Consider the following 24,451-nt stretch of genomic DNA (forward strand, 5'->3'; position numbering starts at 1 on the left):
GCTCCCGCGTGCCGCGTGCTCTTTAAAGACTTCAGGAACGGAGCTCAACATGGCTTCAACAGAAACCCTCCGCAGACCGGCCTCCGGTTTCAGGATCAGCAGGAAGATGCTTCCCTACGTGCTGAGCCTGCCGGCGTTGCTCGTCTGCATCGGCATCCTCATCCCGTTCTTCACGGCAGTGATCTATTCCTTCCAGCGCTACCGGCTGAGCCAGCCCTGGAGCCGCCAGTTCAACTGGGGCGAAAACTACCTCAACTTCTTCACCGACCCCGCCTTCTGGAACACGCTCAAGGTGTCGCTGCTTTATGCCGGCATCACCGTGACGCTGGAACTGCTGCTCGGCCTTGGCATCGCGCTGCTGCTGCAGCGGCGCTCGACCATCAACAACTTCATCTCGATCATGCTGCTTCTGCCGCTGATGATCGCGCCGGCGCTGGCCGCGCTGATGTGGAAGCTGATGACCAATCCGAGCTTCGGCATTCTCAGCTATCTCGCAAGCCTGATCGGCCTGCATGATTTCCGCTGGGCATCCTCGCCGGATACGGCGCTGCTGACCGTCGTGCTCGTCGACATCTGGGTCTATACGCCCTTCATCATGATCCTGCTTCTGGCGGGCCTGCGCTCGCTGCCGACGCAGCCCTTCGAGGCGGCGGCTCTCGATGGCGTGCCGCGCAGCTTCGTCTTCTTCCGCATCACGCTGCCGATGCTGACGCCCTATATCCTGACGGCGACGCTCTTCCGGCTGCTCGACAGTATCCAGCAGTTCGACATCATCTACGCGATGACGCAGGGCGGCCCCGGCAATACGCTCACCGTCTTCCAGGTCGAGGCCTATCTCAACTTCTTCCAGTCGACCAATGTCGGCCGTTCGGCGGCGCTGCTGATCATCCTGTGGGCGATCACCTACACGCTCTCCAACGTCTTCATCAAGAACTGGCTGCGGCTGCGCGAACGCGCTCGCGGCGAAGCTTAAGGGAGGGACCAATGGAAACCATGTCTCCGCTCGAACGGGTCTTGCGCGGTCTCGCCCTCACGCTCGTCGTCGTCTTCTTCATGTTCCCGATCTTCTGGATCTTCCTGATGTCGTTCCAGACGAACGAGACGATCCTCGCCATCCCACCGTCGATCGTGTTCTCGCCGACGCTCTCGAACTATGCGGCGCTGATCACCGGCAAGCTGCAGACGGCGGCCGGTACGCTCGACATCGCCTTCATGCGCAATCTCGGCAACTCGATCTTCCTGTCGGTCGCCTCCGTTGCCGTAGCGCTCGTGCTCGGCGTGCCCGCGGCCTATGCGTTTGCCCGCCACAAGTTCAAAGGTTCGGAGGACATCGCGTTTACGCTGCTGTCCTTCCGCTTCGCGCCGCCTCTCCTGGTGCTACTGCCGCTGACGCAGTATTTCCAGTGGCTCGGCCTCTCCAACACCTATTTCGGCCTGATCTGGGTCTACCAGCTCATCTGCCTGCCACTCATCCTCTGGATCGTGCGCGGCTACTTCGAGGATATCTCGGCCGACGTCGAATATGCCTATCGCATCGCCGGCCATTCTTGGTTTGCGACGTTCCGCAAGATTGCTCTGCCGCTTGCCGGACCGGGCATTGCCGCTGCCGGCCTGCTCGCCTTCATCTTCGCCTGGAACAATTTCGTCTTCGCGCTGGTGTTGGCATCTGCTGACAAGCAGCCGGTGACGGTCGGCGCGCTTGCCTTCGTCACCTCCTCGGGCATCCAGTACGGACAGATCGCCGCGGCCATCGTGCTTTCGGTCACGCCGACGCTCGCACTTGCACTCTACGCCCAGCGCTACCTCGTCGAAGGCCTGTCGCTCGGCGCGGTGAAAGGGTAACTCATGACCACGCTGCAACTGAAGAATATCGTCAAGCGCTACAAGAGCCAGACGGTTCTCGACGATCTCACGCTTGACGTCGCCGACGGTGAACGGCTGGTGCTCTTCGGCCCCTCCGGCGCCGGCAAGACCGTACTGCTTCGCCTGGTGGCCGGCGTCATCGAGCCGGATGAGGGCAGGGTGCTGATCGGCGGCGAGGACATGACCGATGTCGATGCCGAACATCGCGGCGTCGGCATGGCCTTCCAGAACTTCGCGCTCTTCCCGCACATGAGCGCCTTCGACAACATCGCAAGCCCGCTGACGGCGACGCGATCGTCGAAGGAGAAGATCGCCGCCGGCGTGCAGAAGGTCGCGAAACTGCTCAAGATCGACCATGTGCTGACGCATCATCCGAAGGCGCTTTCCAACGGCCAGAAGCAGAGAACGGCACTTGCCCGCGCGCTCGTCGGCTCGCCGCCGCTCTTGCTGCTGGACGATCCCTTGCGCAACGTCGACGCCAAGCTCCGCTTCGAGATGCGGCTGGAACTGCCGCGGCTGCTCGCGGCGCAAGGCGCCACCGTCGTCTACGTCACCCAGGACTACAAGGAGGCGATGGCGCTCGGTGACCGCATCGCCGTCATGGCTGCCGGCCGCATCCGCCAGGTCGGAACGCCGCAGGAAATCTACAATGCGCCGGCCGATATCGAGATCGCGCGGCTCTTCGGCGATCCCACCATCAACCTGCTCGACGTGGTGCCGCAGCGCAGCGGCGAGGGCGTGTTCGTCGAGCTCTCCAATGTCCGGGTACGCCTTGCCGATTATGATGCCGATGTCGCGGGTAAGGAATGCGTCCTCGGCCTGCGGCCGGAGGCGATCAGCTTTGCCGATGCCGTTGCACCCGGCGCGATCCCCGTGACGGTGGAGGCGGAAACGCCGCTCAACGAAAAGACCGTGACGCTGGCACTGACCGCCCGCGGCCGCGAAATCCTGGTGTCGCGTCCGGCCGGTACGCCTGGTCCGGTCGCCGGCCCGGCCCATATTGCCGTCAATGGCACCCAGGCCTTCCTCTTCGACAAGACGAGCGGCGCCCTGCTGCCGCGCGCCGACCTCGCAGCCAAGCGCAGTGGAGAAGCGGCATGACCGACACCGCTCTTTTGATCAAGGACGTCGACAAGTTCTACGGCCCTGTCGATTACGGCGTGCATGCCGTGAAGAAGCTGAACATGGATGTTCAGAAGGGCGAGATCATCGCGCTGCTCGGCTCGTCCGGCTGCGGCAAGACCTCGACATTGCGGATGATCGCCGGCTTCGAGGCGGTCTCGCGTGGCACGATCTCGCTTGCTGGCCGGCCGGTGCAGACCCTGCCGCCGGTGCGCCGCAACGTCGCCATGGCGTTTGAGGGCTATTCGCTCTACCCGCCGCTCACGGTGCGCGAGAACATCGCCTTCGCGCTCAAGGCTTCGAAGCTTTCGCAGGGTGTCGTCGACGAGAAGGTCGCTGGTATCGCCAAGCTTTTGGAGATCGAAGACATTCTCGGGCGCTATCCAAGCTCGATCTCCGGCGGCCAGCAGCAGCGCGCCTCGCTTGGGCGGGCTCTCATCCGCGATGCCAGCCTGCACCTGCTCGACGAGCCGATGGGACAACTGGAGCCGCAGCTTCGCGCGCTGCTTCGCGGCCGCATCAAGCACTACATCAAGGAGCGGGGGCTGACGGCGATCCTCGTCACCCACGACCAGACCGAGGCCAACGCGCTCGCCGACCGCATCGCCGTCATGGAAGGCGGCGTGCTGCAGCAGTTCGACACGCCGCAGAAGATCAAGGAGCGCCCGGCCAATCTCTTCACCGGCACCTTCGTCGGCGAGCCGCCGATGAACGTCTTCGAGGCCAGCGTTTCGGGATCGGAGAGCAAAGTTGCCTTCGGCCTCAAGGATGGCGTGCGGCTCGAATATCCAGCCTCGGACTTCTCGCATGCGGTGCGTGATGCGCTGGTTCAGCGGCAGAAGGTGGTGCTCGGCATAAGGCCCTATTCGGTGCGCCGCAGCGCCGACGGCGTCACCGGCCGCGTCGCCGTCAACCAATGGCTGGGTGACCAGACCCATATCGCCGCGGATTTTGCCGGCGGCACCATGGTGCTGGTCGAGCACGACCGGACGGAGCTTGATGTCGGCCAGCCGATCGGTATCCATCTCGACCCGTCGAGCCTGCATGTCTTCGACGGCGAAAGCGGCCGGGCGATCAGCCATGGACAGGAGCTCGCCTGATGCGGGATATCCTCATCGGCATAGATGCGGGTACGTCGGTCATCAAATCGGTGGCCTTCGACCTGCGCGGTCGGCAGATCGCCATGGCGGCCCTGCCGAACGCCTATGAGGCCGTGGGCCGCGCCGGCAGCGTGCAGGATCTCGACCGCACCTGGGCCGATGCGGCAGCGACGCTCAAGCAGCTCTCCGACAAGATCGAAAACCTCCCTGGCCGTGTTGCCGCGATCGCGGTGACCGGTCAGGGGGACGGCACCTGGATGATCGACAGGGACGGCGCGCCTGTCGGCAAGGGCTGGCTCTGGCTCGATGCGCGCGCCGGCGAGACGGTGGAGCGGCTGCGCGCCGACAGCGGCGATATCGACCGCTTTCAAAGCACGGGCGTGGGGCTCGCCGCCTGCCAGCAGGGCCCGCAGCTTCGCTGGATGCGCGACCATGCGCCCGAGATGCTCAACGGTGTCGCAACGACGTTCCATTGCAAGGACTGGCTCTATTTCAAGCTGACCGGCAAGCGGGCGACCGACCCATCCGAGGCCAATTTCAGCTTCGGCAATTTCCGCACCCGCAGCTACAACGACGACGTCATCGCCTTCCTCGGCCTCGAAAAGCTGAAGCATGTGCTGCCCGAGATCGTCGATGGTGCCTCGACCCATCACCTGCTTTCGGCCGAAGCCGCTCGCATCACGGGGCTCACCGAAGGCACGCCTGTTGTGCTCGGTTACGTCGATGTGGTCTGCACCGCGCTCGGTGCCGGCCTCTATGATCCCGGCACCGATACTGGCTGCTCGATCATCGGTTCGACCGGCATGCATATGCGACTGGCCAACGGTGCCGACGATGTGCGCCTCAACCGCGACTTGACCGGCTACACCATGTGCATGCCGATCCCGGGCACCTATGCGCAGATGCAGTCGAATATGGCAGCGACGCTCAACATCGACTGGATCCTGTCGGTGGCATCCGGGCTGCTCAAGGGCATGGGCGTCGAAAAATCGAAGGACGAACTGCTTTCCCATGTCGACGGCTGGCTTGCGGACGCCAAGGACACGCCGCTGATCTTCCAGCCCTATATCTCGGAGGCGGGCGAGCGCGGGCCTTTCGTCGACGCCTCGGCCCGCGCCTCCTTCGTCGGCCTCTCGATCACCCACGGCTTCGGCGACATGGTGAAGGCGGTCTTTGACGGGCTCGCCATGGCGGCGCGCGATTGCTACGCGGAAATGGGGCCGCTGCCGGCGCGCATCCAGCTGACGGGTGGTGCTGCCCGCAGCGCCTCGCTCCGCCGCATCCTCGGAGCGGCGCTCGGCGCCAGCGTCCAGACGAGCGAACGGGAAGAGGCGGGTGCTGCCGGTGCTGCCATGATCGCCGCCGTCTCGCTCGGCATCTATCCCTCGATGGCCGATTGCCTCGGCGATTGGGTCACCCCCTACCAACGACCGGCGGAAGCCGCCGATCCGGTGCTTAGCTGTCGCTTTGACGAACTCTTCCCCGCCTACCAGCAGTCGCGAACAGCGCTCAGACCCGTCTGGCACGCACTCTCCCAAGGTGTTGACGCCGGAAATCAACAGGAAAGACCGAAATGAAGAAGATAGCCATTATCGGCGACCGGTTCATGCTGCCGGACGTCTTCCGCGACAAGATCGTCGAGGCGACCGGCAACGGCCATGACATCCGCACGCTCGAACTGCCCTGGCCCGATGTGCCGATGGAGCACGGCTATGCCGTCGAAGGCATGGACGGGCTGAAGGAATACCTCGGCAAGCCCGAGGACATCGTCGAATTCATCGGTGACGCGGAAATCCTGGTGACGCAGCTGGCGCCGCTGTCGCGAGGGATGCTTGCGGCACTGCCCGGCCTCAAGCTCGTCGCGGTCTCGCGCGGCGGACCTGTGAATATCGACATGGGTGCGGCGCGCGACGCAGGTGTGCGCGTCGTCAACACGCCCGGCCGCAATGCGAGCGCCGTTGCCGAATTCACGCTCGGCGCGATCCTCGCCGAGACGCGGCTGATCCGCACCGGGCATGAGGCGCTGCGCAAGGGCGAATGGCGCGGCGATCTCTATCGCGCCGACCGCACCGGCCGCGAACTCTGCGAAATGACCGTTGGCGTCATCGGTTACGGCAATATCGGCACGAAGGTCGTGCGTCTGCTGCGCGCCTTCGGCACCAAGGTGCTGGTGCACGACCCCTATGTGCAGCTTTCGGCGGACGACCTCAATGCTGGCGTCGAGCAGGTCTCGCTCGACGATCTTCTGTCCCGCTCGGACCTCGTGACGCTGCATCCCCGCGTCACGGAGGAGACGCGCAATATGATGAACGCCGAGACCTTCGCCAAGATGAAGCCGGGCGCGATCTTCGTGAACACGGCGCGTGGCCCGCTCTGCGACTACGACGCGCTCTATGAAAACCTGCTGAGCGGCCATCTCTCGGCGGCGATGCTGGAGACCTTCGCCGTGGAGCCGGTACCGGAGGATTGGCCGCTGCTGCAACTCCCCAATGTGACGCTGACGCCGCATATCGCCGGCGCCTCGGTGCGCACCGTGACCTTTGCCGCCGAAATGGCGGCCGAGGAAGTCCGCCGCTACATCGCCGGCCTGCCGCCGGTTCATCCCTGCTGAGGTGACAGTTATGAGCGAACGCGAACTGCGCCAGTCGATCGTCGACCATTGCCGCCACATGAACGCCATCGGGCTCAACCAGGGCACGTCGGGCAATATCAGCCTGCGCCACGGCGAGACCATGCTGGTGACGCCCTCGGGCATTCCCTATGACGAGATGACGTCCGAGATGATCGTCGCCATGCAGATCGAGGGCGAATACGGAAGCTGGTCAGGGCCGAAGAAGCCGTCGGTCGAATGGCCGTTTCACCTGGATATCCTGCGCGCTCGGCCGGAGGTCTGTGCCGTCGTCCACACCCATGCGATGTATTCGACCATTCTGGCGATCGCCCGCAAGCCGATCCCGGCGTGCCACTACATGATCGCGGCCTTCGGCGGCAGTGATGTGCGCGTCGCGGACTACGAGCGCTATGGCACCAAGGCGCTCTCCGACAGCGTCTTGCGCGCCCTCGAAGGCCGCAGTGCCTGCCTGATGGCGAACCACGGCATGATCGCGACCGGCGCGAGCCTGGAGAAGGCGATGTGGGCGGCGGTCGAGCTCGAGACGATCGCCAAGCAGTACTACCACACGCTGCTGATCGGCGGCCCGGTGCTCCTGTCGGAGGCCGAGATATCAGGCGTGATCGAGGGCTTCTCCACCTATGGCCTGCAGGACAAGACGAAGGCGGCGTGAGGCATGGCGGCGATGGCGACAGGAGTAACGACGGTGGGTTCCGAGACCAGAGTGTATGATCTGTTTGTCATCGGCGGCGGCGTCAATGGCGCGGGCATTGCGCGCGACGCCGCCGGGCGAGGGCTTTCGGTTCTCTTGTGCGAGAAGGACGATCTGGCGCAGGGCACGAGCTCGCGTTCGGGCAAGCTGGTGCATGGCGGTCTGCGCTATCTCGAATATTACGAGTTTCGTCTGGTGCGCGAGGCGCTGATCGAACGCGAGGTGCTGCTTCAGTCCGCGCCGCACATCATCTGGCCGATGCGTTTCGTGCTGCCGCACAACCCGGAGGATCGGCCGGCCTGGCTCGTGCGGCTCGGGCTCTTCCTCTATGACCATCTCGGCGGACGCAAACGGCTGCCGGGGACGCGGAGCCTCAATCTTTCGACCGCGCCTGAGGGCGCGCCGATCAAGCGCGAGTATCGCAGGGCGTTCGAGTATTCCGACTGTTGGGTGGATGACGCCCGCCTCGTGGTTCTGAACGCGCTCGATGCACGCTCCCGTGGCGCCCGGGTCTTGACGCGCACCGCCTGCAGCGCGATCCGCCGGCGGGACGGGCTCTGGTTTATCGAGATGACCGATACGCGAACCGGGGCGAAGACCGAGGCGAGGGCGCGGTGTGTGGTCAACACGGCCGGCCCCTGGGTCAACGACGTCATCGGCCGGATCGGCGGGCTGAACTCCAGCCGCAGCGTGCGCCTGGTCAAGGGCAGCCACATCGTCGTGCCGAAGTTCTGGGAGGGACGGCAGGCCTACCTGGTGCAGAACCCGGACAAGCGGGTGATCTTCATCAACCCCTACCAGAATGACCTGGCGCTGATCGGGACGACGGATATCCCTTACGAAGGCCGGCCGGAGGACGTATCGGCCGACGGCAACGAGATCAGCTATCTGCTGAAGTCGGTAAACCGCTACTTCAAGCAACAACTGACCTCTGACGATATCGTCTACAGCTTCTCCGGCGTGCGCCCACTCTATGACGACAATGCCGAAAACCCCTCCGCCGTCACCCGCGACTACATCTTCGAGGTCGATGCGGCCGATGGCCAGGCGCCTCTGCTCTCGGTCTTCGGCGGCAAGATCACCACGTTCCGCAAGCTTTCCGAACATGCATTGGAACGGCTGAAGCCCTTCTTCCACAAGATGGGGCCAGCCTGGACGGCGAGCGCGCATCTGCCGGGCGGCGATATGGCGGATGCCGATTTCGAGCAGTTCCTGGGTGATCTCAAGGCGCGCTACCGCTGGCTGCCCGCCGATCTCGCCAAGCATTATGCGCGGCTCTACGGCACGCGGACGCATGCGCTGCTCGCCGGTGCCACCGCGGTCGAGGATCTCGGGCGGGCCTTCGGTTCGCTCCTTCGTGAGCGCGAGGCGCGCTTCCTCATCGAAAACGAATGGGCGCTGACGGCGGACGACATTCTCGACCGTCGGACAAAACACGGCCTGCACATGACACTGGCCGAGCGGCAGGCCTTCACCCATTGGCTGGAACGCCAGCAGGCGGCGGCCTGAAGGAGACTGAGATGCGAAGTCTGGAATTCGAAGCGCTTCTCGATCTTTCGGCCCGTATCGGGTCGGATCCGCTGCTGGTGCAGGGGGCGGGCGGCAATACCTCGATCAAGGAGGGTGGGGCGCTCTGGATCAAGGCCTCGGGCTTCTGGCTGGCCCATGCGCGCCAGCGCGATGTCATGGTGCCGGTGGCGCTCGATCCCTTGCTCGATGCGCTGGAGCGGAGCGATCCGGCGACGGAGAAGGCCCAGGACTTCGTGATTGCCGAGCGCAACCCCTCGGGCCTGCGCCCTTCGATCGAAACGACGGTGCATGCGCTGATGCCGCAAAGAGTGGTCGTGCATGTGCACTGCGTCGAGACGATCGCGACGGCCGTGCAGACCAACGGTGCTGCGATCGCCGCCGAGCGGCTTGCCGGCTTTCCGCATGTCTTTGTGCCCTATGCGCGGCCGGGCCTGCCGCTGGCCAGGGCGATCGCCGAACGGGTGCAGGACAACACATCGGTGCTGGTCCTCGGCAATCATGGCCTTGTCGTCGCTGCCGAGAGCGTGGTCGATGCGACCATCCTGCTGACCGACATCACGCGCTGCCTGACCGGGCAGAGGCGGGAGGCGCCGACGGCGGATGTGGCGGCCCTTTCGCGGCTTGCCGTCGACAGCGACTACCGGCTGCCGGAGGATCCGTACCTGCACGCGGTGGCGGCCGACCTCGACAGCTGCCGGCTTGCCGCCGGCGGCAGCCTCTATCCCGACCACGTGATTTTCCTCGGCAAGGGCGTCGTAGTAGCCGCTCCCGGCGAGACCGCGCTTGCGATCGAGGCGAAGCGGCGTGCTGCCGGCGAGAGCCTGCCGCCGTTGCTGCTTTTCCCCGGCAAGGGCGTGCTGGTGCAGAAGGAGATGTCCGCCGGCGCCTTCGCCATGGCGCGGTGCCTTGCCGACGTGACGGCACGCATTCCGGCGGATGCTCGCCTGCGCTACCTGACGGAAGCGGAAAACGCGGAACTTCTCGGATGGGATGCTGAGAAATACCGCCAGCAGCTCAACTGCGCCGGACAGGTGCTGCAATGAGCGGTGACAAGCTGGTCCTCGGCATCGATATTGGCACCTCGGGCGCGCGGGCAGTGGCCATGGCCGCGGATGGCGTCGTCGTCGCATCGGGTGCGGCGAGACTCGCGTCCTTCTCCGGGGATCATCGCGATCCCATCGGCTGGTGGAAGGCGGTGCAGGCGGCGCTCGGCGAAACGCTCGGAAGTATCGACAGGCGACAGGTTACAGCGCTCGCGATCGACGGCACGTCCGGAACGATGCTGCCGGTCGATCAAAGCGGTGCGCCGCTGGCGACGCCGATGATGTACAACGATCCGGTTGCCGACCGGGCTCTTCTCGATGCGGTTTCCGCCCATGCGCCGCGGGAGAGTGCTGCCCATGGCGCCACATCCGGCCTTGCCAAGCTTCTCGCCTTCCAGTCGGTGCCGGATGTTTTCCGGGTGATCCATCAAGCCGATTGGCTCGCCGGGCACTTCACCGGGCTCTATGATGTCTCCGACGAAAACAATGCCCTCAAGACTGGCTACGACCCGGTATCACGCTCGTGGCCGGAGTGGATCGGAAGGACGGGGGCGCGTGTCGAGCTTTTGCCAGACGTGCTGCCAGCCGGCGCGCCGATCGCGACCATCGCGCCGGCGGCGGCCGAAGCCTTTGATCTACCGGCCGGCGTGGTGATCGTTGCCGGCACCACGGACGGGTGCGCCTCGTTCCTGGCAACGGGCGCCGATCAGCCGGGGGACGGCGTCAGCGCGCTTGGCACGACTTTGACGGTGAAGATGCTCTCCGAACGGCCGCTGTTTGCGCCGGAATATGGGCTCTACAGCCACCGCATCGGCGAGATGTGGCTTGCGGGTGGGGCATCCAATACCGGCGGGGTGGTGCTCGCCGAGCATTTCTCGCCGGAAAGGATCGCCGTGCTTTCTGAGGAGATCAACCCGGTCGTCGATACCGGGCTCGACTACTATCCGCTCGTCAAACCCGGCGAGCGTTTTCCGGTCGCCGATTCGGATTTTCTGCCGCGGATGAGCCCACGGCCGGCCGACGATGCGACCTTTCTGAAGGCAATCTTCGAAGGCATCGCCGGGGTCGAGAGCCTTGCCTACCAGCGGCTGACCGAGCTCGGCGGACCGGCGCTCCGTTCGCTCCGCAGCGTCGGCGGCGGCGCGAAGAATGTGGCCTGGACCGCGATCCGCATGCGCAAGCTCGGCGTCCCATTCCTGCCGGTTCTGTCCGAAGAGGCAGCCGCCGGCACGGCGCGGCTTGCGCTTGCCGGCGCCAGAAAGGCGGGTGTGCTGTGACGGTTATCGAGACGATCGCCGGCCTCAGCGAGATTGCCGATCGCTACGACGCCTTCCTGATCGACCAGTTCGGCGTGCTGCGCGACGGGCGCGGTCCGTATCCGGTGGCGGCCGACACGCTGGTGCGGCTGAAGGATGCCGGAAAACGCATCATCATCCTCTCCAACTCGGGCAAACGTTCCGCGGAGAACGACCGTCGCCTTGTAGACATCGGCTTTGCCGCCGGCAGCTGGGACTGGTTCCTGACTTCGGGGGAGGTCGCCTGGCAGATCCTCAAGCGAGAAGGCGCAGGCAGCGCAGGCACGCCGCGCAAGTGCCTGCTGATCAGCCGTGACAACGATCTGTCGCCGATCAAAGGGCTCGACCTCGAGCGCACGACAAGCGGCGCTGATGCCGATATCGTGCTGCTTTCGGCGAGCGAAGGCGATCTCTATCCGCTCTCTCACTATGAGGCGCTGCTGGCACCGGCGGCCGCGCGTGGCGTTCCCTGCCTCTGTACCAATCCCGACAAGGTGATGCTGACGAAGACGGGTACCGCCTTTGGTGCCGGTCGCATCGCCGACCTCTACGAAGAACTTGGCGGCAAGGTGCGCTGGATCGGCAAGCCCTTCGCCGACATCTACGCGCTCGCGCTCGACTTCCTCGGTCATCCCGATCCGACGCGGGTCTGTGCCATCGGCGACAGCATAGAGCATGACATCGCCGGTGCGGCGAATGCGGGGCTGCATTCCGTGCTGGTGACGACCGGGATCCTGGAACACGCCGTGGACGAGGAACGTCGCCGGCTCTTTGCCGAGCACGGCGCGTCTCCCGATTTCATCCTTCCGAAATTTCACTGGTAGCCGGGAGTAAGGTCGTGGCCTTCACGCTGTCGCTCAACACCAATCCGCTGGTCAACCGCTTCGCCGAGGCCGACGACCTGATCGACACGATCGCCGAGAAGATCGGCATCGGCTACGTGCAGCTGACGCATGAATTCGTCAATCCGGGCTGGCCGGCGGCGACGATCGCCAAGACCGTCAGGCAGTTTCGCAAAGCGCTGGACCGCACCGGGGTGAAGATCACCTCGGGCATGACCGGCCCCTATGGCCGGCTCAACCATTTCGGCCATCCGGATCCGGATGTGAGGCGCTACTATGTCGACTGGTTCAAGACCTTTGCCGATATCTCCGCCGAGCTCGGCGCCTCCGGCATGGGCACGCAGTTCGCGATCTTCACGCTGAGGGATTACGACGATCCGGCGCGGCGCGAGGAGATGATGCGGATCGCCATCGAATGCTGGCGCGAAGTGGCAGAGCACGGCAAGGCGGCGGGGCTCTCCTACGTCTTCTGGGAGCCGATGTCGGTCGGCCGCGAATTCGGCCACACGATCGAGGAATGCCGATCGCTCGACCGGCGGCTGGCCGAGGCCGATCTGCCGATTCCAATGAAGATGATGGTCGACATCGACCATGGCGACGTCACCTCGGACAATCCCGATGATATCGATCCCTATGCCTGGGCCGGGGCGTTTCCCGAGCGTTCGCCGATCATCCACATCAAGCAGTCATCAATGAACAAGGGCGGCCATTGGCCGTTTACCGCTGCCTACAACCGGGACGGCCGCATCACGCCGGAGAAGCTGATCGGCGCGGTCAAGGCTGGCGGCGGCACCGACAACGAGATCTGCCTCGAGCTTTCCTTCCGCGAGCGCGAGCCGACCGACCACACCGTCGTGGAGATGATCCGGGAGTCGGTGGAGTTCTGGGAACCCCACATCGATACCGGTTTCAATCGCCCACAGAAATCACATTGAAAGATCACAAAATCACACCATAGAAATTGAAATATCACAAATAGGTGTTATCTTCTCACGGTGAGCGCGGCCATGGCTGCGCGTGATCGGGACCGAGATGATGAAGCCGGAAGACAGGCGACAGGCGATCATGGATGTGCTGATGGAGGCCGGAGCGGCGTCCGTCGAAGACCTGTCCTTGCGCTTCGGCGTCAGCAAGATGACGGTGCATCGCGACCTCGACGACCTCGAACAGGCGGGCCTGCTGCGCAAGGTGCATGGTGGCGCCTCGATCCAGTCGAGCCCACAATTCGAAAGCGACATCCGTTACCGTGAGAAGATCGCCACCGCCGAAAAGCGGCGGATCGCCGAATATGCGGCGGGGCTGATCGAGCCCGGGCAGAGCATCCTGATCGACGACAGCTCGACGACCGGCGCGATTGCCGAATGTATCCGCGACATTCGCCCGCTGACGGTCATCACCAACAATCTCGGCGTGATCACCAGCCTCTCGGGTGCGTCGGGCATCAATGTCATCGCGCTCGGTGGCCAGTACAGCAAGAAGTTCAATGGCTTCTTCGGCATCGTCACCGACGAGGCGCTGCGGTCGCTGCGCGTCGACATCGCCTTTCTCTCCAGCTCTGCGATCGAAGGGACGACGGCCTTCCACCAGGACCAGGAGGTGGTGCAGGCCAAGCGCCTGATGGTGAAGGCGGCCAAGCGCAAATACCTGCTGGTGGACCACGACAAATTCGGGCGCTCGGCGCTCCACTTCCTGACCGGGCTCGATGCCTTCGACGCGGTGCTGACCGGCGCCGAAGTGGCTGCCGAGCATGCAGCACCCCTCGAAGAGGCGGGCATCCGGCTGGTCAGGGTTGGCAATAGCAAGACATCGGAGAAAGCATGAACAAGTCCGGGCTCTGGGTCGGCACCAGCTGGAAGATGAACAAGACGCTCGCCGAGGCGATGGCCTTTGCCGAAGGCCTGGCTACGGCAGACGCAGCGCGCGACGAACGGATCCAGCGCTTCGTCATCCCGCCGTTCACGGCGGTGCGTGAGGTCAAGGCGCGGCTTGAAGGCGCCAGCGTCAAGGTCGGCGCGCAGAACATGCATTGGGACGATGCCGGCGCCTGGACCGGCGAGGTGTCGCCGCTGATGCTGAAGGATTGCAATCTCGACGTGGTCGAGTTGGGCCATAGCGAGCGGCGCGAACATTTCGGCGAGACGGATTGCACCGTCGGCCTGAAAACGGCGGCGGCCGTGCGCCATGGCCTGGTGCCGCTGATCTGCATCGGCGAGACGTTGGCCGAGCGTGAGGCGGGCGAAGCGGACGCGGTGCTGAAGCGTCAGGTCGAGGGCGCTCTGGCGCTGCTCGAAGGCGAGGCGAAGAACGCGACCATCCTGCTTGCCTACGAGCCGGTCTGGGCGATCGGCGTCAACGGCATTCCCGCGACATCAGACTATGCCAACGAGCGCCACAAGCGCATCGCTGACGTCGCCGAAGCGGCGCTCGGCCGGCGCGTGCCGGTGCTCTACGGCGGCAGCGTCAATCCCGGCAATTGCGAAGAACTGATCACTGAGCCGCATATCGACGGCCTCTTCATCGGCCGCTCCGCCTGGGACGTCGCCGGCTATCTTGACATTCTGCAGCGTGTCGCAAAGGCGATCTGAGCCTTCGGCCGCGGCAGTTCCTGAAGAATGGAAAGGAACAATCATGAAGATTGCAATCGGGGCAGACAGCGCCGGCAAGCCCCTGCTGGACGTCATTGCCGCCCATCTCGCGGGCCGGGCCGACGTCGAAGTCGTGGACCTCAGCCAGTCCGGCTTTTACGCGGATCTCGCGCAGAAGTTGGCGCAGCAGGTCGTCGAGGGCAAGCACGACCGCGGCATCCTCTTCTGCGGTACCGGCATCGGCGTCTGCATCTCGGCCAACAAGGTGCCGGGCATCCGTGCAGCACTGACGCACGACACCTATTCGGCCGAGCGTGCGGCGAAGTCGAACAACGCCCAGATCATCACCATGGGTGCGCGGGTCATCGGGCCGGAGCTGGCGAAATCGATCGTCGACACCTGGCTCGCGTCCGAATTCGATCCGCAGGGCGCTTCGGCCGGCAACGTGCAAGCGATCGACCGTCTCGATGCTGCCAAGGCATAAAGAACATCGCGACGCCCGTTGATCCTCCCTCAGGCATCGTGACGAGACGCCCGCCAGAGATGCCGGGCGTTTTCATTTCTGGCGCGCACCACGCCTTGACGACGCTTCCGCAAATATTTGAATGTGCTTGCAGATGTCAGCAGGGACCTTATCGCATGAGCGAACCAACCTCGATTGAACCGCATCCGAGCGCTCATCACCACGTGGCCCGCATGAGCGGTCGCGATACGCTTGAGCATCACAGGACCGCGACGACACTCGAGCTTCTGTTCGACCTCACCTTCGTCATCGCCTTCAGCCTGGCTGCGTCGCAGCTTGCGCATCTCTTTGCCGAGGGCCATTTCACGGCGGGGCTGATGGGCTTCGGCTTTGCCACCTTTGCCATCTGCTGGGCCTGGATCAATTTCAGCTGGTTCGCATCGGCCTACGACACCGACGACTGGATCTTTCGCAGCGTCACCATGGTGCAGATGGTCGGCGTGCTGATCCTGGCAATCGGACTGCCGCCGATGTTCGAATCGATCGACAAGGGCGAGCACCTCAACAACGGCGTCATGGTGCTCGGCTATGTCGTCATGCGCGTGGCCATGGTCTTCCAGTGGCTGCGCGCCAGCCGGCAGAATCCTGCGCGGCGGCAAGCCTGCATAGCCTATGTGAAGGCGATCAGCGCCGCCCAGCTTGGCTGGATCGTACTGATCTTCTTCGACTTCTCCCTCGTCGTGACTTTTGCCATGGTCGTCGCGCTGACCGCGGTCGAGATGGTCGGCCCCTGCATCGCCGAGATGCGCTACGGCGGAACGCCCTGGCACGCGCATCACATCGCCGAGCGTTACGGGCTGCTGGCGATCATCGCGCTCGGGGAGGGGGTGGTCGGCACGGTCGCCTCGATCTCCGCGGTCGTCGACGGCGATGGCTGGAACCTTGACGTTGCTCTTGTCTGCCTGGCGGGCACCGGGCTCACCTTCGGCATGTGGTGGATCTATTTTCTGCTGCCGAGCGCCGAGGTCCTGCACCATCACCGCCTCAAGCGGTCCTTCGTCTGGGCTATGGCCACATCCCGATCTTCGCCTCGATCGTGGCCACCGGCGCCGGGCTGCATGTGGCGGCCTATTATATCGAGCACAAGGCCCATATCAGTTCGGTGGCGACCGTGCTGACCGTTGCCGTCCCCGTCGCGCTCTATATCGGGCTGCTCTACGCAATGTACGCCTATCTGCTGCGACAGACGGACCGGCTGCATCTCTGGCTGCTCTTCGGCACGGCGCTGGTGCTGGCCGCGTCCGTCGTTGCGGCGATGGCCTGGCTCGATATGGCGATGTGCCTGATCATCCTGATGTTCGCGCCCGTCGTCACCATCGTCGGCTACGAGGCCGGTGGCCACCGTCACCGGATGGCGGCGCTGGAGCGCAGCCTGCATGAGGGCGAGGCAGCGCGGTAGGCGCGAATTTGAGAGTCGGAACAGGAGGTTATCGGCCGGGGCTGGCGGTTTGATTCAGGTGGTTCAGAGGTTGATTCAAAAGGCGCGCCGTCACCATGAGGGGCCGTGAGCTTGGAGCGCATGGAGCGCTTTGCCCCTCACCCTAGCCCTCTCCCCGCAGGCGGGGAGAGGGGACAGTCGAGCGTGCCGCGGGCTTCTCATTCCGTAGCGGATGTAGGAGCGGTGCTGCGGCGAAGCATCGTCAATCCTGCTTGTATCAAACGGCCGCGGTCGGGCACGGAGCGTGCCACGCGTGTCCTTCTCCCCGCGAGCGGGGAGAAGGTGGCGGCAGCCGGATGAGGGGCGCGCCCATCAGGCGGTGCGCTGGATCACGTGGGCGCGTCGCCGATCAGGCGTTGACAAGCGCCAGCTTGGCTCGGGCATCCAAAATCTGCGAGCAGGCGTTGGCCGCTTCCGTGCCCTTGGTGACGAAGTGCTCGCGGAAGAAGGCGATGAGCGGCTCGCTTTCCTGGAAATTGTGTGGCGTCAGCACGGCCGAAAGCACCGGCACGCCGGTGTCGAGCTGGACGCGCATCATGCCGTCGAGCACGGTGCCGGCGACGAAGTCGTGGCGGTAGATGCCGCCATCCACGACGAAGGCGGTGCCGAGGATCGCCGCATAGCGGCCGGTCTTGGCCAGCGTCTGCGCATGCAGCGGGATTTCGAGTGCGCCCGGCACGTCGAAGATCTCGACGTCGGCCGCCGAGCCGCCGAGCTTCGTCCACTGCGCGACGAAGGCGTCGACGCAGCGGTCGACGATGTCGGCGTGCCAGCGGGCACGAACGATCGCGATCTTGGCGGTGGGGTGGGAAAGAATAGTCATGGTCTCAAGCCTTCCAGGGTTTGGCGTTTCCAATGATCCCGTCGGGCGAACATGCATGCGCGTGAGGTCCCGTCGCGGGGCCCACGTTCCTGCTTGCTCTCTTCCATCCGGACTGTGACCGTCGGCTCCGGAATTCGACCGGATCTGCTGACCCCTGGAGCGTAAGCTCCAGAGCGCTCGCGGGCTTCGAGGTTTCTCTCGCTACCGCCGGTGGGGAATTTCGCCCCGCCCTGAGAACACCGCGACTATATAGGCCGGGATTGCCCGGTCAAACGCACGCCGCGACGAAAAGAGCGGAAATCACGACAGATTTTTGCTTGTGGGGTGCTGGTGAGGACAAATTCGTTCCCGCCAGGACATTAATCCGGATGGTCAGGTTGCCATGCAGTCATGGCGGCAACATTCCGACCGCGTGGCACTTATCCGCGCAGATCGTCGTCTTCCGCGGTAACCGCGCGTCCGGCCCAGTGGAGGAGGGCATCCCGGTCGTCGAGGCAGTCGACAGGCGCTTCGTAGAAGCGATGCACGACCACGGTCTTGCCGCCCTTCTCATAGGTGAACGGCTGGCAACCCTCTGATATCAGCGCGTCTTTCAGCGCCTGATCAACCCTGAAATAGAGGCGGTCCTTGATGCTGACGGCAAAGCGCTTGTCTGCGACGACGTAGGCCCAGCCGCCGAAGAAGCGGTCAATCTGAACAGGCCCGAGATCGGAGAGTTCATCCTGGATATGCCTGACGAAGGCACTTGGTTCAGCCTTGGCCATGATTGCAACCTCGCGGGTCTCCGGCAATGGTGCAACGAACCGCTGCATACTCGCTGGCGCCCTGCGCGCCAGCGTTCATCGGTCTTCTGCAAGGCCTACTCGCGAATAACGAGCAGGTCCTTGGCGGCGAAGCGCAGGGTGACGTTGTCGCCCGAGACCGGCGGGGTTACGCCCGGATTGTTGAACATGTCGAAGGAGATGACATCGCCGCCGACGCGAAGCCGCGTGCGGATGACCGAGCCGAGGAAGCTCGTCGAGACGACCTCGCCGGCAAGCGCCGTATCGCCTTGCGCCCCTTCGGCAATCGAGCCCGCTTCAGGGCGCAACGCCAGCGAGATGCTGTCGCCACCCTTCATGCCGGCAATCGGGTCTTTCAGAGCCACCTGCTGGTTGCCGATCGTTACGGCGCCCGAGGCCGGATCCGCGACCTTGCCCTCGATGATGTTCAGCGTGCCGACGAAGGAAGCGACGAAGCGCGTTGACGGCGTGTTGTAGATCTCGAAGGGGGTGCCGATCTGGTCGGCACGTCCGGCATTCATGACGACGATACGATCGGAGATCGACAGCGCCTCTTCCTGGTCGTGGGTGACGAAGACCGTGGTGATGCCGAGCTGCTGCTGGATCTGCCGGATTTCTTCGCGCAGCGACACGCGGATCTTGGCGTCGAGCGCCGAAAGCGGCTCGTCGAGCAGCAGCACCTGCGGCTTGACCGCAATGGCGCGGGCAAGCGCCACGCGCTGCTGCTGGCCGCCGGAGAGCTGGTAGGGGAAGCGGTCCGCCAGGTGCTCGAGCTTGATCAGCCCGAGCATCTGCTTCACCCGTGCGTCGATCTCCGACTTGTCAGTGCCTGCGACCTTGAGGCCGAAGGCAACGTTGTCATGCACGTTCATGTTCGGAAACAGCGCATAGGCCTGAAACACCATGCCGATGTTGCGCTGGTTGGGTTTCAACGACCCTTGGTCCTTGCCGTTGATCACGATAGAGCCGGCGGAGGGTGTCTCGAAGCCGGCGATCATGCGCAGGACGGTCGTCTTGCCGCAGCCGGACGGACCGAGGAACGAGACGAATTCGCCCTTCTCGATGTCCATGTCGAAATCGTGCACGACGTGAACAGGGCCGAAGGACTTCTTGATGCTGGTGAGTGACAGAAAACTCATGGGTGCGGTCCTCAGGCCTTGGGAGGCGCGCTTTTTTGGAAGCGCGAGACGAGCTGGATGAGGCCGAGGCAGCCCCAGGTGATGCCGAATGCGATAACGGCGAGTGCGGCAGGCTCATAGGCGCGGTTGGCGCCTAAGAGCTGCATGTACGGGCCGAAGGCCGGGCGGTTCAGAAGTGCCGCCATGGTGAACTCGCCGATGACGATGGCAAAGGTCAGGAAGGCGCCTGAAAGCACCGCGACGAGCACGTTCGGCAGAATGATCTTGGCGAGGATCGTGGCCCATCCGGCGCCGAGGCTCTGGGCGGCTTCGGTCAGGGTGGCGACGTCGATGGTGCGAAGGCCGGTGTCGACCGCGCGGTACATGTAGGGCAGAGCGAGCGTCGCGTAGCCGAACATCAGGAGGATGTTGGTCCCCGTCAGCGAGCCCGTCAGCGGCAGCCAGCTCGAGGTGTTGTAGAGCCGGATATAGCCGAAGACGATGACGATCGCCGGGATAACGAGCGGCAGAAGCGTGATGAACTCGATATAGGGGCGCAGCCGCGGCAGCTTCAGCCGGACCCAATAGGCGGTAGGTACGACGAGCAGCACGCCGAAGACGATGGTGAACAGCGCCTGCAGCACCGAATAGCTGAAGGTTTCCTGGAAGCGCGGATCGGCGAAAACCTTCTGATAGGCGTCGAAGGAATATTCGCCGCGGCGCATCTTCAAGGAGAAGTTGGTCATGCCGATGAGCGGCAGGGTGAAATAGAGGAGGCCGAAAACGAGGGCCCCCCAGGCCCAGATCTTCTTCATTTCAGCCACCTTTCGCTGCGGCCGCGCAGCCAGATGTAGATCGCGTTGGCAATGCCGGTGACGACGATCATGCCGAAGGCGAGCGCATAGCCGAGATGCGGATTGCCGAGCACGTCGCCGCGGATCTGGGCGAACAGCAGGATCGGCACGATCGACAGCGACGAGCCGGTGAGCGCGATCGCGGTCGCAACGGCGCCGAAGGCATTGGCGAAGAGCAGCGCCAGCGTGCCGAGCAGCGAGGGAAGCAGGATCGGGAAGGCGACCATGCGCCAGTACTGCAGGCCGGTGGCACCGAGGATTTCGGCGGCCTCGCGCCATTCGCGCTTCAGGCCGTCGAGCGCCGGCGTGATGATGAGGATCATCAGCGGGATCTGGAAAAAGAGGTAGGTGACTGTCAGCCCCCAGAAGGACAGGAGATTGAAGCCGAGCATTCTGAGGTCGAGACCGAAGTTCGAGCGCAGGAACACCGTAACGATGCCGACCGGGCCGAGGGTAGCGAGAAAGGCGAAGGCGAGCGGCACGCCGGCAAAGTTGGAGGCAACGCCGGAAAAGGTCAGAAGCGGCCCGCGGATGCCCTTCGGCAAGCCGCCGAAGACAATGGCCGAGGCCATGGCAAAGCCAATCAGGCAGCCGAGGAGCGCCGAGGCTATGCTGATCTTGATCGAGATCCAGTAGGCCGCAAGGATCGAGGGCGTGAACAGGCCACGGATGTTCTCGAACGTGAAGCTGCCATCCGGTGTCTGAAAGGCGCCGACCACGATCTTTGCCGTCGGCAATATCAGAAACAGCGTCACAAAGGCGGCAAAGGGCAGAATGCCCAGCCAGTGAAGCGGTAGGCGACGCGCCGGCGGGCTGGCGTCGGGTTTAGCAGATGACATTCCGTTCGCGCCCCTGAAACCGCGTTATCGACGCGGGCGTTATTGATACTTGCAAGTTAGAGCGGGTGCGGGCTGAAACCCGCGCACATTTTTCCTCATTCCGCTCCAAAGACTTGAATTCCTTACGAATAACTTATGTCGCCCCGGCCGGAAAACCGGCCGAGGCGACATGTCTGTGGAAAGACTTACTGAACGTTCGCGCCGACGACGGAATCCCAGCCGCCGGTGACGGCAGCCTTGTTGGCATCGACTTCTTCGAGCGTCGGGAAGTAGGCCTTTTCATAAGACGCTGCCGGCGGCAGGGCGTCGATCAGTGCCTGCGGAACCTTGCCGGCCTTGACCATCGCGTTGAAGCGGGTCGGGTGGCAGAAGCCCTTGAGCCAGCCGAGCTGACCTTCGTCGGAATAGAGGTGCTCCATCCACAGCTTCGCTGCGTTCGGGTGCGGCGCGTAGGCCGAGATGCCCTGAACGTAGACGCCGGCGAGAACTCCGCTGGCCGGAACGACGACTTCGGTCGGCGGGTTGCCGTTGAGGGTCTTGGCCCAGCCGAGCGCGTTGTAGTCCCAGGCAACGATGATCGGGGTCGAGCCCTGGGCGAGCGTACCGGACTTGCCGATGACCGGAACGAAGTTGCCGGCCTTGTTGAGTTCGGCGAAGTAGCCGAGGCCAGCTTCACCGGCTTCCTTGCCCGACTTCGCACCCTTGGCGAGACCGGCGGCGAGAACGCCGAGGATCGCCTGGTTCGACGCGCGCGGATCGCCGGCGAGAGCGACCTGACCGGCATATTCCGGCTTCAGGAGATCAGCCCAGTCCTTCGGAGCGGTCTGGACAAGGTCCTTGTTCACGAGGAACGACATCACGCCGTAATAGTCGCCGTACCAGTAGCCTTCGGCGTCCTTGACGCTGTCCGGGATCTCGTCCCAGGTGGAAACCTTGTAGGGCTGCAGCAGGCCTTCGGCCTTCATCTGCGGGCCGAAGGCGAGACCGACGTCGACGACGTCAGGGGCCTGCGGACCCTTGTTGTCCTTGTTGGCCTTGACGGCTTCGACTTCGTCAGCCGAGCCCGCGTCCGGGTTCAGTTCGTTGACCTGGATTTCCGGATACTTGGCCTTGAAGGAGGCGATGACGTCGCCATAGCCGCACCAGTCGTGGGGCAGGGCGACGGTGGTCAGCATGCCTTCCTTCTTGGCGGCTTCGATGAGTTCGGCGCTCGGCTCGGCGGCGGCGATTGCGGTCGTCGCCAGGAAAACGGCGGTGGAAAGCGAAAGCAGGCGATGGGTTCTTGAAATCACTGGTGTTCTCCTTATGGGTTTAGTCAAATTCGTGGGGTATTCAGTCGATTTCGGCTAGGCTGTTAAAGAGATGCCATGAAAGTAATGTGACAGCGGTTTATCCGTTCGCGCCGCCTATGTCGTTGGAAGAACATTTCTTTTTCTGGCGGGGTGGCTCACTGTCGCACAACTGTATGAAATTCCGTGAACGGGTCGGCGAGCACTCCTAGACGGGTTTGCGAAAGATGCGGGTGGAATCGAAAAGGCCTTCGAGCGTTTTCATTCGATCCCGGGTTTCCTCCCAGTTCGAACTTTGCACCGCCTCGATCAGAGCCTCGATCAAGAACAGGATCACCACCGAGCTGTCCCAGGCCGACGGTACTTCGATCTGCGAGCGGAACACGCGGGAGGCGGATTTGGCGACCGGCGAAGTCCAGCGATCGGTGAAGAGGATGATCTCGACGCCACGCTCGCGGGCGGATGTGGCGAGCGTCGCCATCTCCTGCTCGTAGCGGCGAATGTCGAACAGAATCAAGACGTCGCCCTGGCGCATATCGAGCACGTAGTGCGGCCAGGCGCTGGCGTTGGAGGCGATCTCGGTGACACCCGGACGAATGACCTGAAGATGGGTGAAGAGATAGTCGGCAAGCGCATGGGTGATGCGGCCTCCGAGCAGATAGATGCTGCGCTTGCGGTCGGCGATGAGGGCGGCGGCCTCGTCGAATTCCCGTGGATCGATCTGGGTCAGCGTCTCGCGCAGATTGCTGGTGATCGCGTCGGCGAAGCGGTTGAGCGTGTGGGTTCCCGGCGCATTGGCGGCCCAGCGGTCGTGCTTGGTGATCGGATTGGAGATCGTCGCTTCCAGTTCCTGGTGCAGCCGCGCCTGGAAATCCGGAAAGCCGCGGAAGCCGAGCTTCTGCACCATGCGCGCGACGGTCGGAGTCGATACGCCGGCGTTCTCGGCGACCGTGGTGATCGAGCCGAGTCCCGATACGGGATAATTGTCGAGAAGTGTCTCCGCCAGTTGCTTCTCCGCGCGGGTCAGCGCGGTGAAGTGGGCATTGATCACATCCGACACCGTCGTCGATGTCGCCTTGCTGCTCAAAATGTCTCCCCTGAACCGATCTAGAGCCGGTTTGTGACAGATTAAACATCGCTGTCACAATTGGAGTCAATCGCAATTTTGAAGAGATCGTTTCAGATTTTGATTGACACTCGCCAATCTCTGAAGAATTCTTTTCATTAACGAACGTCTAACGGGCAAAAGGGGATGCCGGTGTTGACGCGACTTTTGACCGAAGCAGATGGCGATCCGGTTGCGATCGAAAACGCCACAGGGAAGGGCGATATCGTGCTCGTCTGCGAGCACGCCTCGCGTCGGGTTCCGGAGCGCCTCGGTACGCTCGGCCTTACGGAGCAAGCGCTCGAAAGTCATATCGCCTGGGACCCGGGCGCGCTCGCCGTCGCCAAGCTTCTCGCCGCCAAGCTCGATGCGGCGTTGATCTACCAGCGCTTCTCGCGGCTTGCCTATGATTGCAACCGCCCGCCCGAGGCAGAGGCGGCGATGCCGGTTCTGAGCGAAGTTTACGAGATCCCGGGAAACCGGACGATGACCGACGACGAGCGGCAGGCGCGGGTCGAGGAGATCTATCGCCCGTTTCACGATTCGGTCGCGCGCTTCGTTTCCGCCCGCAAGGCCGCCGGCAGGCCGCCGATCCTGGTGACGATGCATAGCTTCACGCCCGTCTATTTCGGCAAGCCGCGGGCCGTCGAGGTCGGTATCCTGCACGATGCGGACAGCCGCCTTGCCGACCACATGCTGGCGGTCGCGACGAAGGGGCAGGTCGCCTACGACATCCGCCGCAACGAGCCCTATGGCCCGGCCGACGGCGTTACTCACAGTCTGATTGAATACGGCGTCCTCAACGGACTGCCGAATGTGATGATCGAGATCCGCAACGATCTCATTCGCAATGACATCGGCCAAAGGGTCATGGCCGACTATCTGGAAGGATTGCTCCGCAAAGGCGCAGTGGCACTTTCAGCACAATAAAAGACCCTGGGGAGCGGCTTGCCGCGGTCCTGTTCCGGCCAGCCGGG

Annotated in this window: 23 protein-coding genes, 1 pseudogene and 1 riboswitch; of the genes and pseudogenes, 17 read left to right on the plus strand and 7 right to left on the minus strand. The window is 63.8% G+C overall.

Translation table 11 applies throughout. The annotated features are described in order from the left end of the window. Positions 1–49 precede the first annotated feature (49 nt). The 16 genes and pseudogenes from ASE60_RS23105 to ASE60_RS23180 all read left to right on the plus strand — a co-directional run bounded on the left by ASE60_RS23105 (position 50) and on the right by ASE60_RS23180 (position 16,625). A complete protein-coding gene (locus ASE60_RS23105; RefSeq protein WP_057253347.1) occupies positions 50–973 on the plus strand; it encodes a sugar ABC transporter permease in 924 nt (307 codons plus the stop codon). Between the two features lie 11 nt (positions 974–984). After that, complete coding sequence (locus tag ASE60_RS23110; RefSeq protein ID WP_057253349.1) at positions 985–1,842, plus strand: carbohydrate ABC transporter permease; 858 nt, start codon at positions 985–987, stop codon at positions 1,840–1,842. Positions 1,843–1,845: 3 nt separating this feature from the next. Continuing rightward, on the plus strand, positions 1,846–2,964 hold the full coding sequence (locus ASE60_RS23115; RefSeq protein WP_057253351.1) for an ABC transporter ATP-binding protein: 1,119 nt from the start codon (positions 1,846–1,848) through the stop codon (positions 2,962–2,964). Next, positions 2,961–4,085 (plus strand): ABC transporter ATP-binding protein, encoded by a 1,125-nt coding sequence (locus tag ASE60_RS23120; protein ID WP_057253353.1) that lies wholly within the window; start codon positions 2,961–2,963, stop codon positions 4,083–4,085. The genes ASE60_RS23115 and ASE60_RS23120 overlap by 4 nt, the downstream gene beginning before the upstream one ends. Beyond that, positions 4,085–5,662, plus strand: coding sequence for an FGGY-family carbohydrate kinase (locus tag ASE60_RS23125; RefSeq protein WP_057253356.1), 1,578 nt, complete (start codon positions 4,085–4,087; stop codon positions 5,660–5,662). Before ASE60_RS23120 ends, ASE60_RS23125 begins: the two co-directional genes overlap by 1 nt. Next, on the plus strand, positions 5,659–6,696 hold the full coding sequence (locus ASE60_RS23130; protein WP_057253358.1) for a 2-hydroxyacid dehydrogenase: 1,038 nt from the start codon (positions 5,659–5,661) through the stop codon (positions 6,694–6,696). The genes ASE60_RS23125 and ASE60_RS23130 overlap by 4 nt, the downstream gene beginning before the upstream one ends. Before the next feature lie 10 nt (positions 6,697–6,706). Beyond that, positions 6,707–7,369, plus strand: a complete 663-nt coding sequence (locus ASE60_RS23135) for a class II aldolase/adducin family protein (RefSeq protein ID WP_057253360.1) — start codon at positions 6,707–6,709, stop codon at positions 7,367–7,369. Between the two features lie 12 nt (positions 7,370–7,381). After that, entirely contained in the window at positions 7,382–8,917 is a 1,536-nt protein-coding gene (locus ASE60_RS23140) for a glycerol-3-phosphate dehydrogenase (RefSeq protein WP_057254370.1), read from the plus strand. A gap of 11 nt (positions 8,918–8,928) precedes the next feature. Then, on the plus strand, positions 8,929–9,981 hold the full coding sequence (locus tag ASE60_RS23145; RefSeq protein WP_057253363.1) for a class II aldolase/adducin family protein: 1,053 nt from the start codon (positions 8,929–8,931) through the stop codon (positions 9,979–9,981). Then, positions 9,978–11,258: an FGGY-family carbohydrate kinase gene (locus ASE60_RS23150; protein ID WP_057253365.1), complete on the plus strand. Its 1,281-nt coding sequence runs from the start codon at positions 9,978–9,980 to the stop codon at positions 11,256–11,258. Before ASE60_RS23145 ends, ASE60_RS23150 begins: the two co-directional genes overlap by 4 nt. Then, the gene (locus tag ASE60_RS23155; RefSeq protein ID WP_057253367.1) at positions 11,255–12,100 is read left to right on the plus strand and encodes a TIGR01459 family HAD-type hydrolase; all 846 of its coding nucleotides are present in this window, start codon (positions 11,255–11,257) and stop codon (positions 12,098–12,100) included. Before ASE60_RS23150 ends, ASE60_RS23155 begins: the two co-directional genes overlap by 4 nt. A 14-nt stretch (positions 12,101–12,114) precedes the next feature. Next, positions 12,115–13,053 carry a TIM barrel protein gene (locus ASE60_RS23160; RefSeq protein ID WP_057253369.1) on the plus strand — a complete coding sequence of 313 codons (939 nt, stop codon included), beginning with the start codon at positions 12,115–12,117 and terminating at the stop codon, positions 13,051–13,053. A gap of 100 nt (positions 13,054–13,153) precedes the next feature. Further along, entirely contained in the window at positions 13,154–13,939 is a 786-nt protein-coding gene (locus ASE60_RS23165) for a DeoR/GlpR family DNA-binding transcription regulator (RefSeq protein WP_057254371.1), read from the plus strand. After that, positions 13,936–14,703 carry a triose-phosphate isomerase gene (locus tag ASE60_RS23170; RefSeq protein ID WP_057253370.1) on the plus strand — a complete coding sequence of 256 codons (768 nt, stop codon included), beginning with the start codon at positions 13,936–13,938 and terminating at the stop codon, positions 14,701–14,703. The genes ASE60_RS23165 and ASE60_RS23170 overlap by 4 nt, the downstream gene beginning before the upstream one ends. 43 nt (positions 14,704–14,746) lie before the next feature. Further along, positions 14,747–15,187: an RpiB/LacA/LacB family sugar-phosphate isomerase gene (locus ASE60_RS23175; protein ID WP_057253372.1), complete on the plus strand. Its 441-nt coding sequence runs from the start codon at positions 14,747–14,749 to the stop codon at positions 15,185–15,187. Between the two features lie 212 nt (positions 15,188–15,399). Next, positions 15,400–16,625 (plus strand): annotated as a pseudogene (locus tag ASE60_RS23180) (low temperature requirement protein A). Positions 16,626–17,013: 388 nt separating this feature from the next. On the opposite strand, the gene ASE60_RS23185 reads toward ASE60_RS23180, so the two are convergent. The 7 genes from ASE60_RS23185 to ASE60_RS23215 all read right to left on the minus strand — a co-directional run bounded on the left by ASE60_RS23185 (position 17,014) and on the right by ASE60_RS23215 (position 23,456). Then, positions 17,014–17,487 carry a 6,7-dimethyl-8-ribityllumazine synthase gene (locus ASE60_RS23185; RefSeq protein WP_057253375.1) on the minus strand — a complete coding sequence of 158 codons (474 nt, stop codon included), beginning with the start codon at positions 17,485–17,487 and terminating at the stop codon, positions 17,014–17,016. Between the two features lie 91 nt (positions 17,488–17,578). After that, positions 17,579–17,729: riboswitch (FMN riboswitch) on the minus strand. Between the two features lie 177 nt (positions 17,730–17,906). Continuing rightward, positions 17,907–18,299, minus strand: coding sequence for a TfoX/Sxy family protein (locus tag ASE60_RS23190; protein WP_057253377.1), 393 nt, complete (start codon positions 18,297–18,299; stop codon positions 17,907–17,909). 47 nt (positions 18,300–18,346) lie between these two features. Then, on the minus strand, positions 18,347–19,408 hold the full coding sequence (locus ASE60_RS23195; protein ID WP_057253378.1) for an ABC transporter ATP-binding protein: 1,062 nt from the start codon (positions 19,406–19,408) through the stop codon (positions 18,347–18,349). Between the two features lie 11 nt (positions 19,409–19,419). Beyond that, positions 19,420–20,202, minus strand: coding sequence for an ABC transporter permease (locus ASE60_RS23200; RefSeq protein WP_057253380.1), 783 nt, complete (start codon positions 20,200–20,202; stop codon positions 19,420–19,422). Beyond that, complete coding sequence (locus tag ASE60_RS23205; RefSeq protein ID WP_057253381.1) at positions 20,199–21,080, minus strand: ABC transporter permease subunit; 882 nt, start codon at positions 21,078–21,080, stop codon at positions 20,199–20,201. Before ASE60_RS23205 ends, ASE60_RS23200 begins: the two co-directional genes overlap by 4 nt. A gap of 185 nt (positions 21,081–21,265) precedes the next feature. Further along, entirely contained in the window at positions 21,266–22,372 is a 1,107-nt protein-coding gene (locus tag ASE60_RS23210; RefSeq protein ID WP_057253383.1) for an ABC transporter substrate-binding protein, read from the minus strand. A gap of 205 nt (positions 22,373–22,577) precedes the next feature. Beyond that, positions 22,578–23,456, minus strand: a complete 879-nt coding sequence (locus ASE60_RS23215; protein ID WP_057253386.1) for a MurR/RpiR family transcriptional regulator — start codon at positions 23,454–23,456, stop codon at positions 22,578–22,580. A gap of 174 nt (positions 23,457–23,630) precedes the next feature. Here ASE60_RS23215 and ASE60_RS23220 point away from each other — a divergent pair, with 174 nt between their 5' ends. Beyond that, a complete protein-coding gene (locus ASE60_RS23220) occupies positions 23,631–24,404 on the plus strand; it encodes an N-formylglutamate amidohydrolase (RefSeq protein WP_082616106.1) in 774 nt (257 codons plus the stop codon). The last annotated feature ends 47 nt before the right edge of the window (positions 24,405–24,451 follow it).

The organism is Ensifer sp. Root278, assembly GCF_001429285.1.
In the GTDB taxonomy this organism is placed as follows: Bacteria; Pseudomonadota; Alphaproteobacteria; order Rhizobiales; family Rhizobiaceae; genus Ensifer.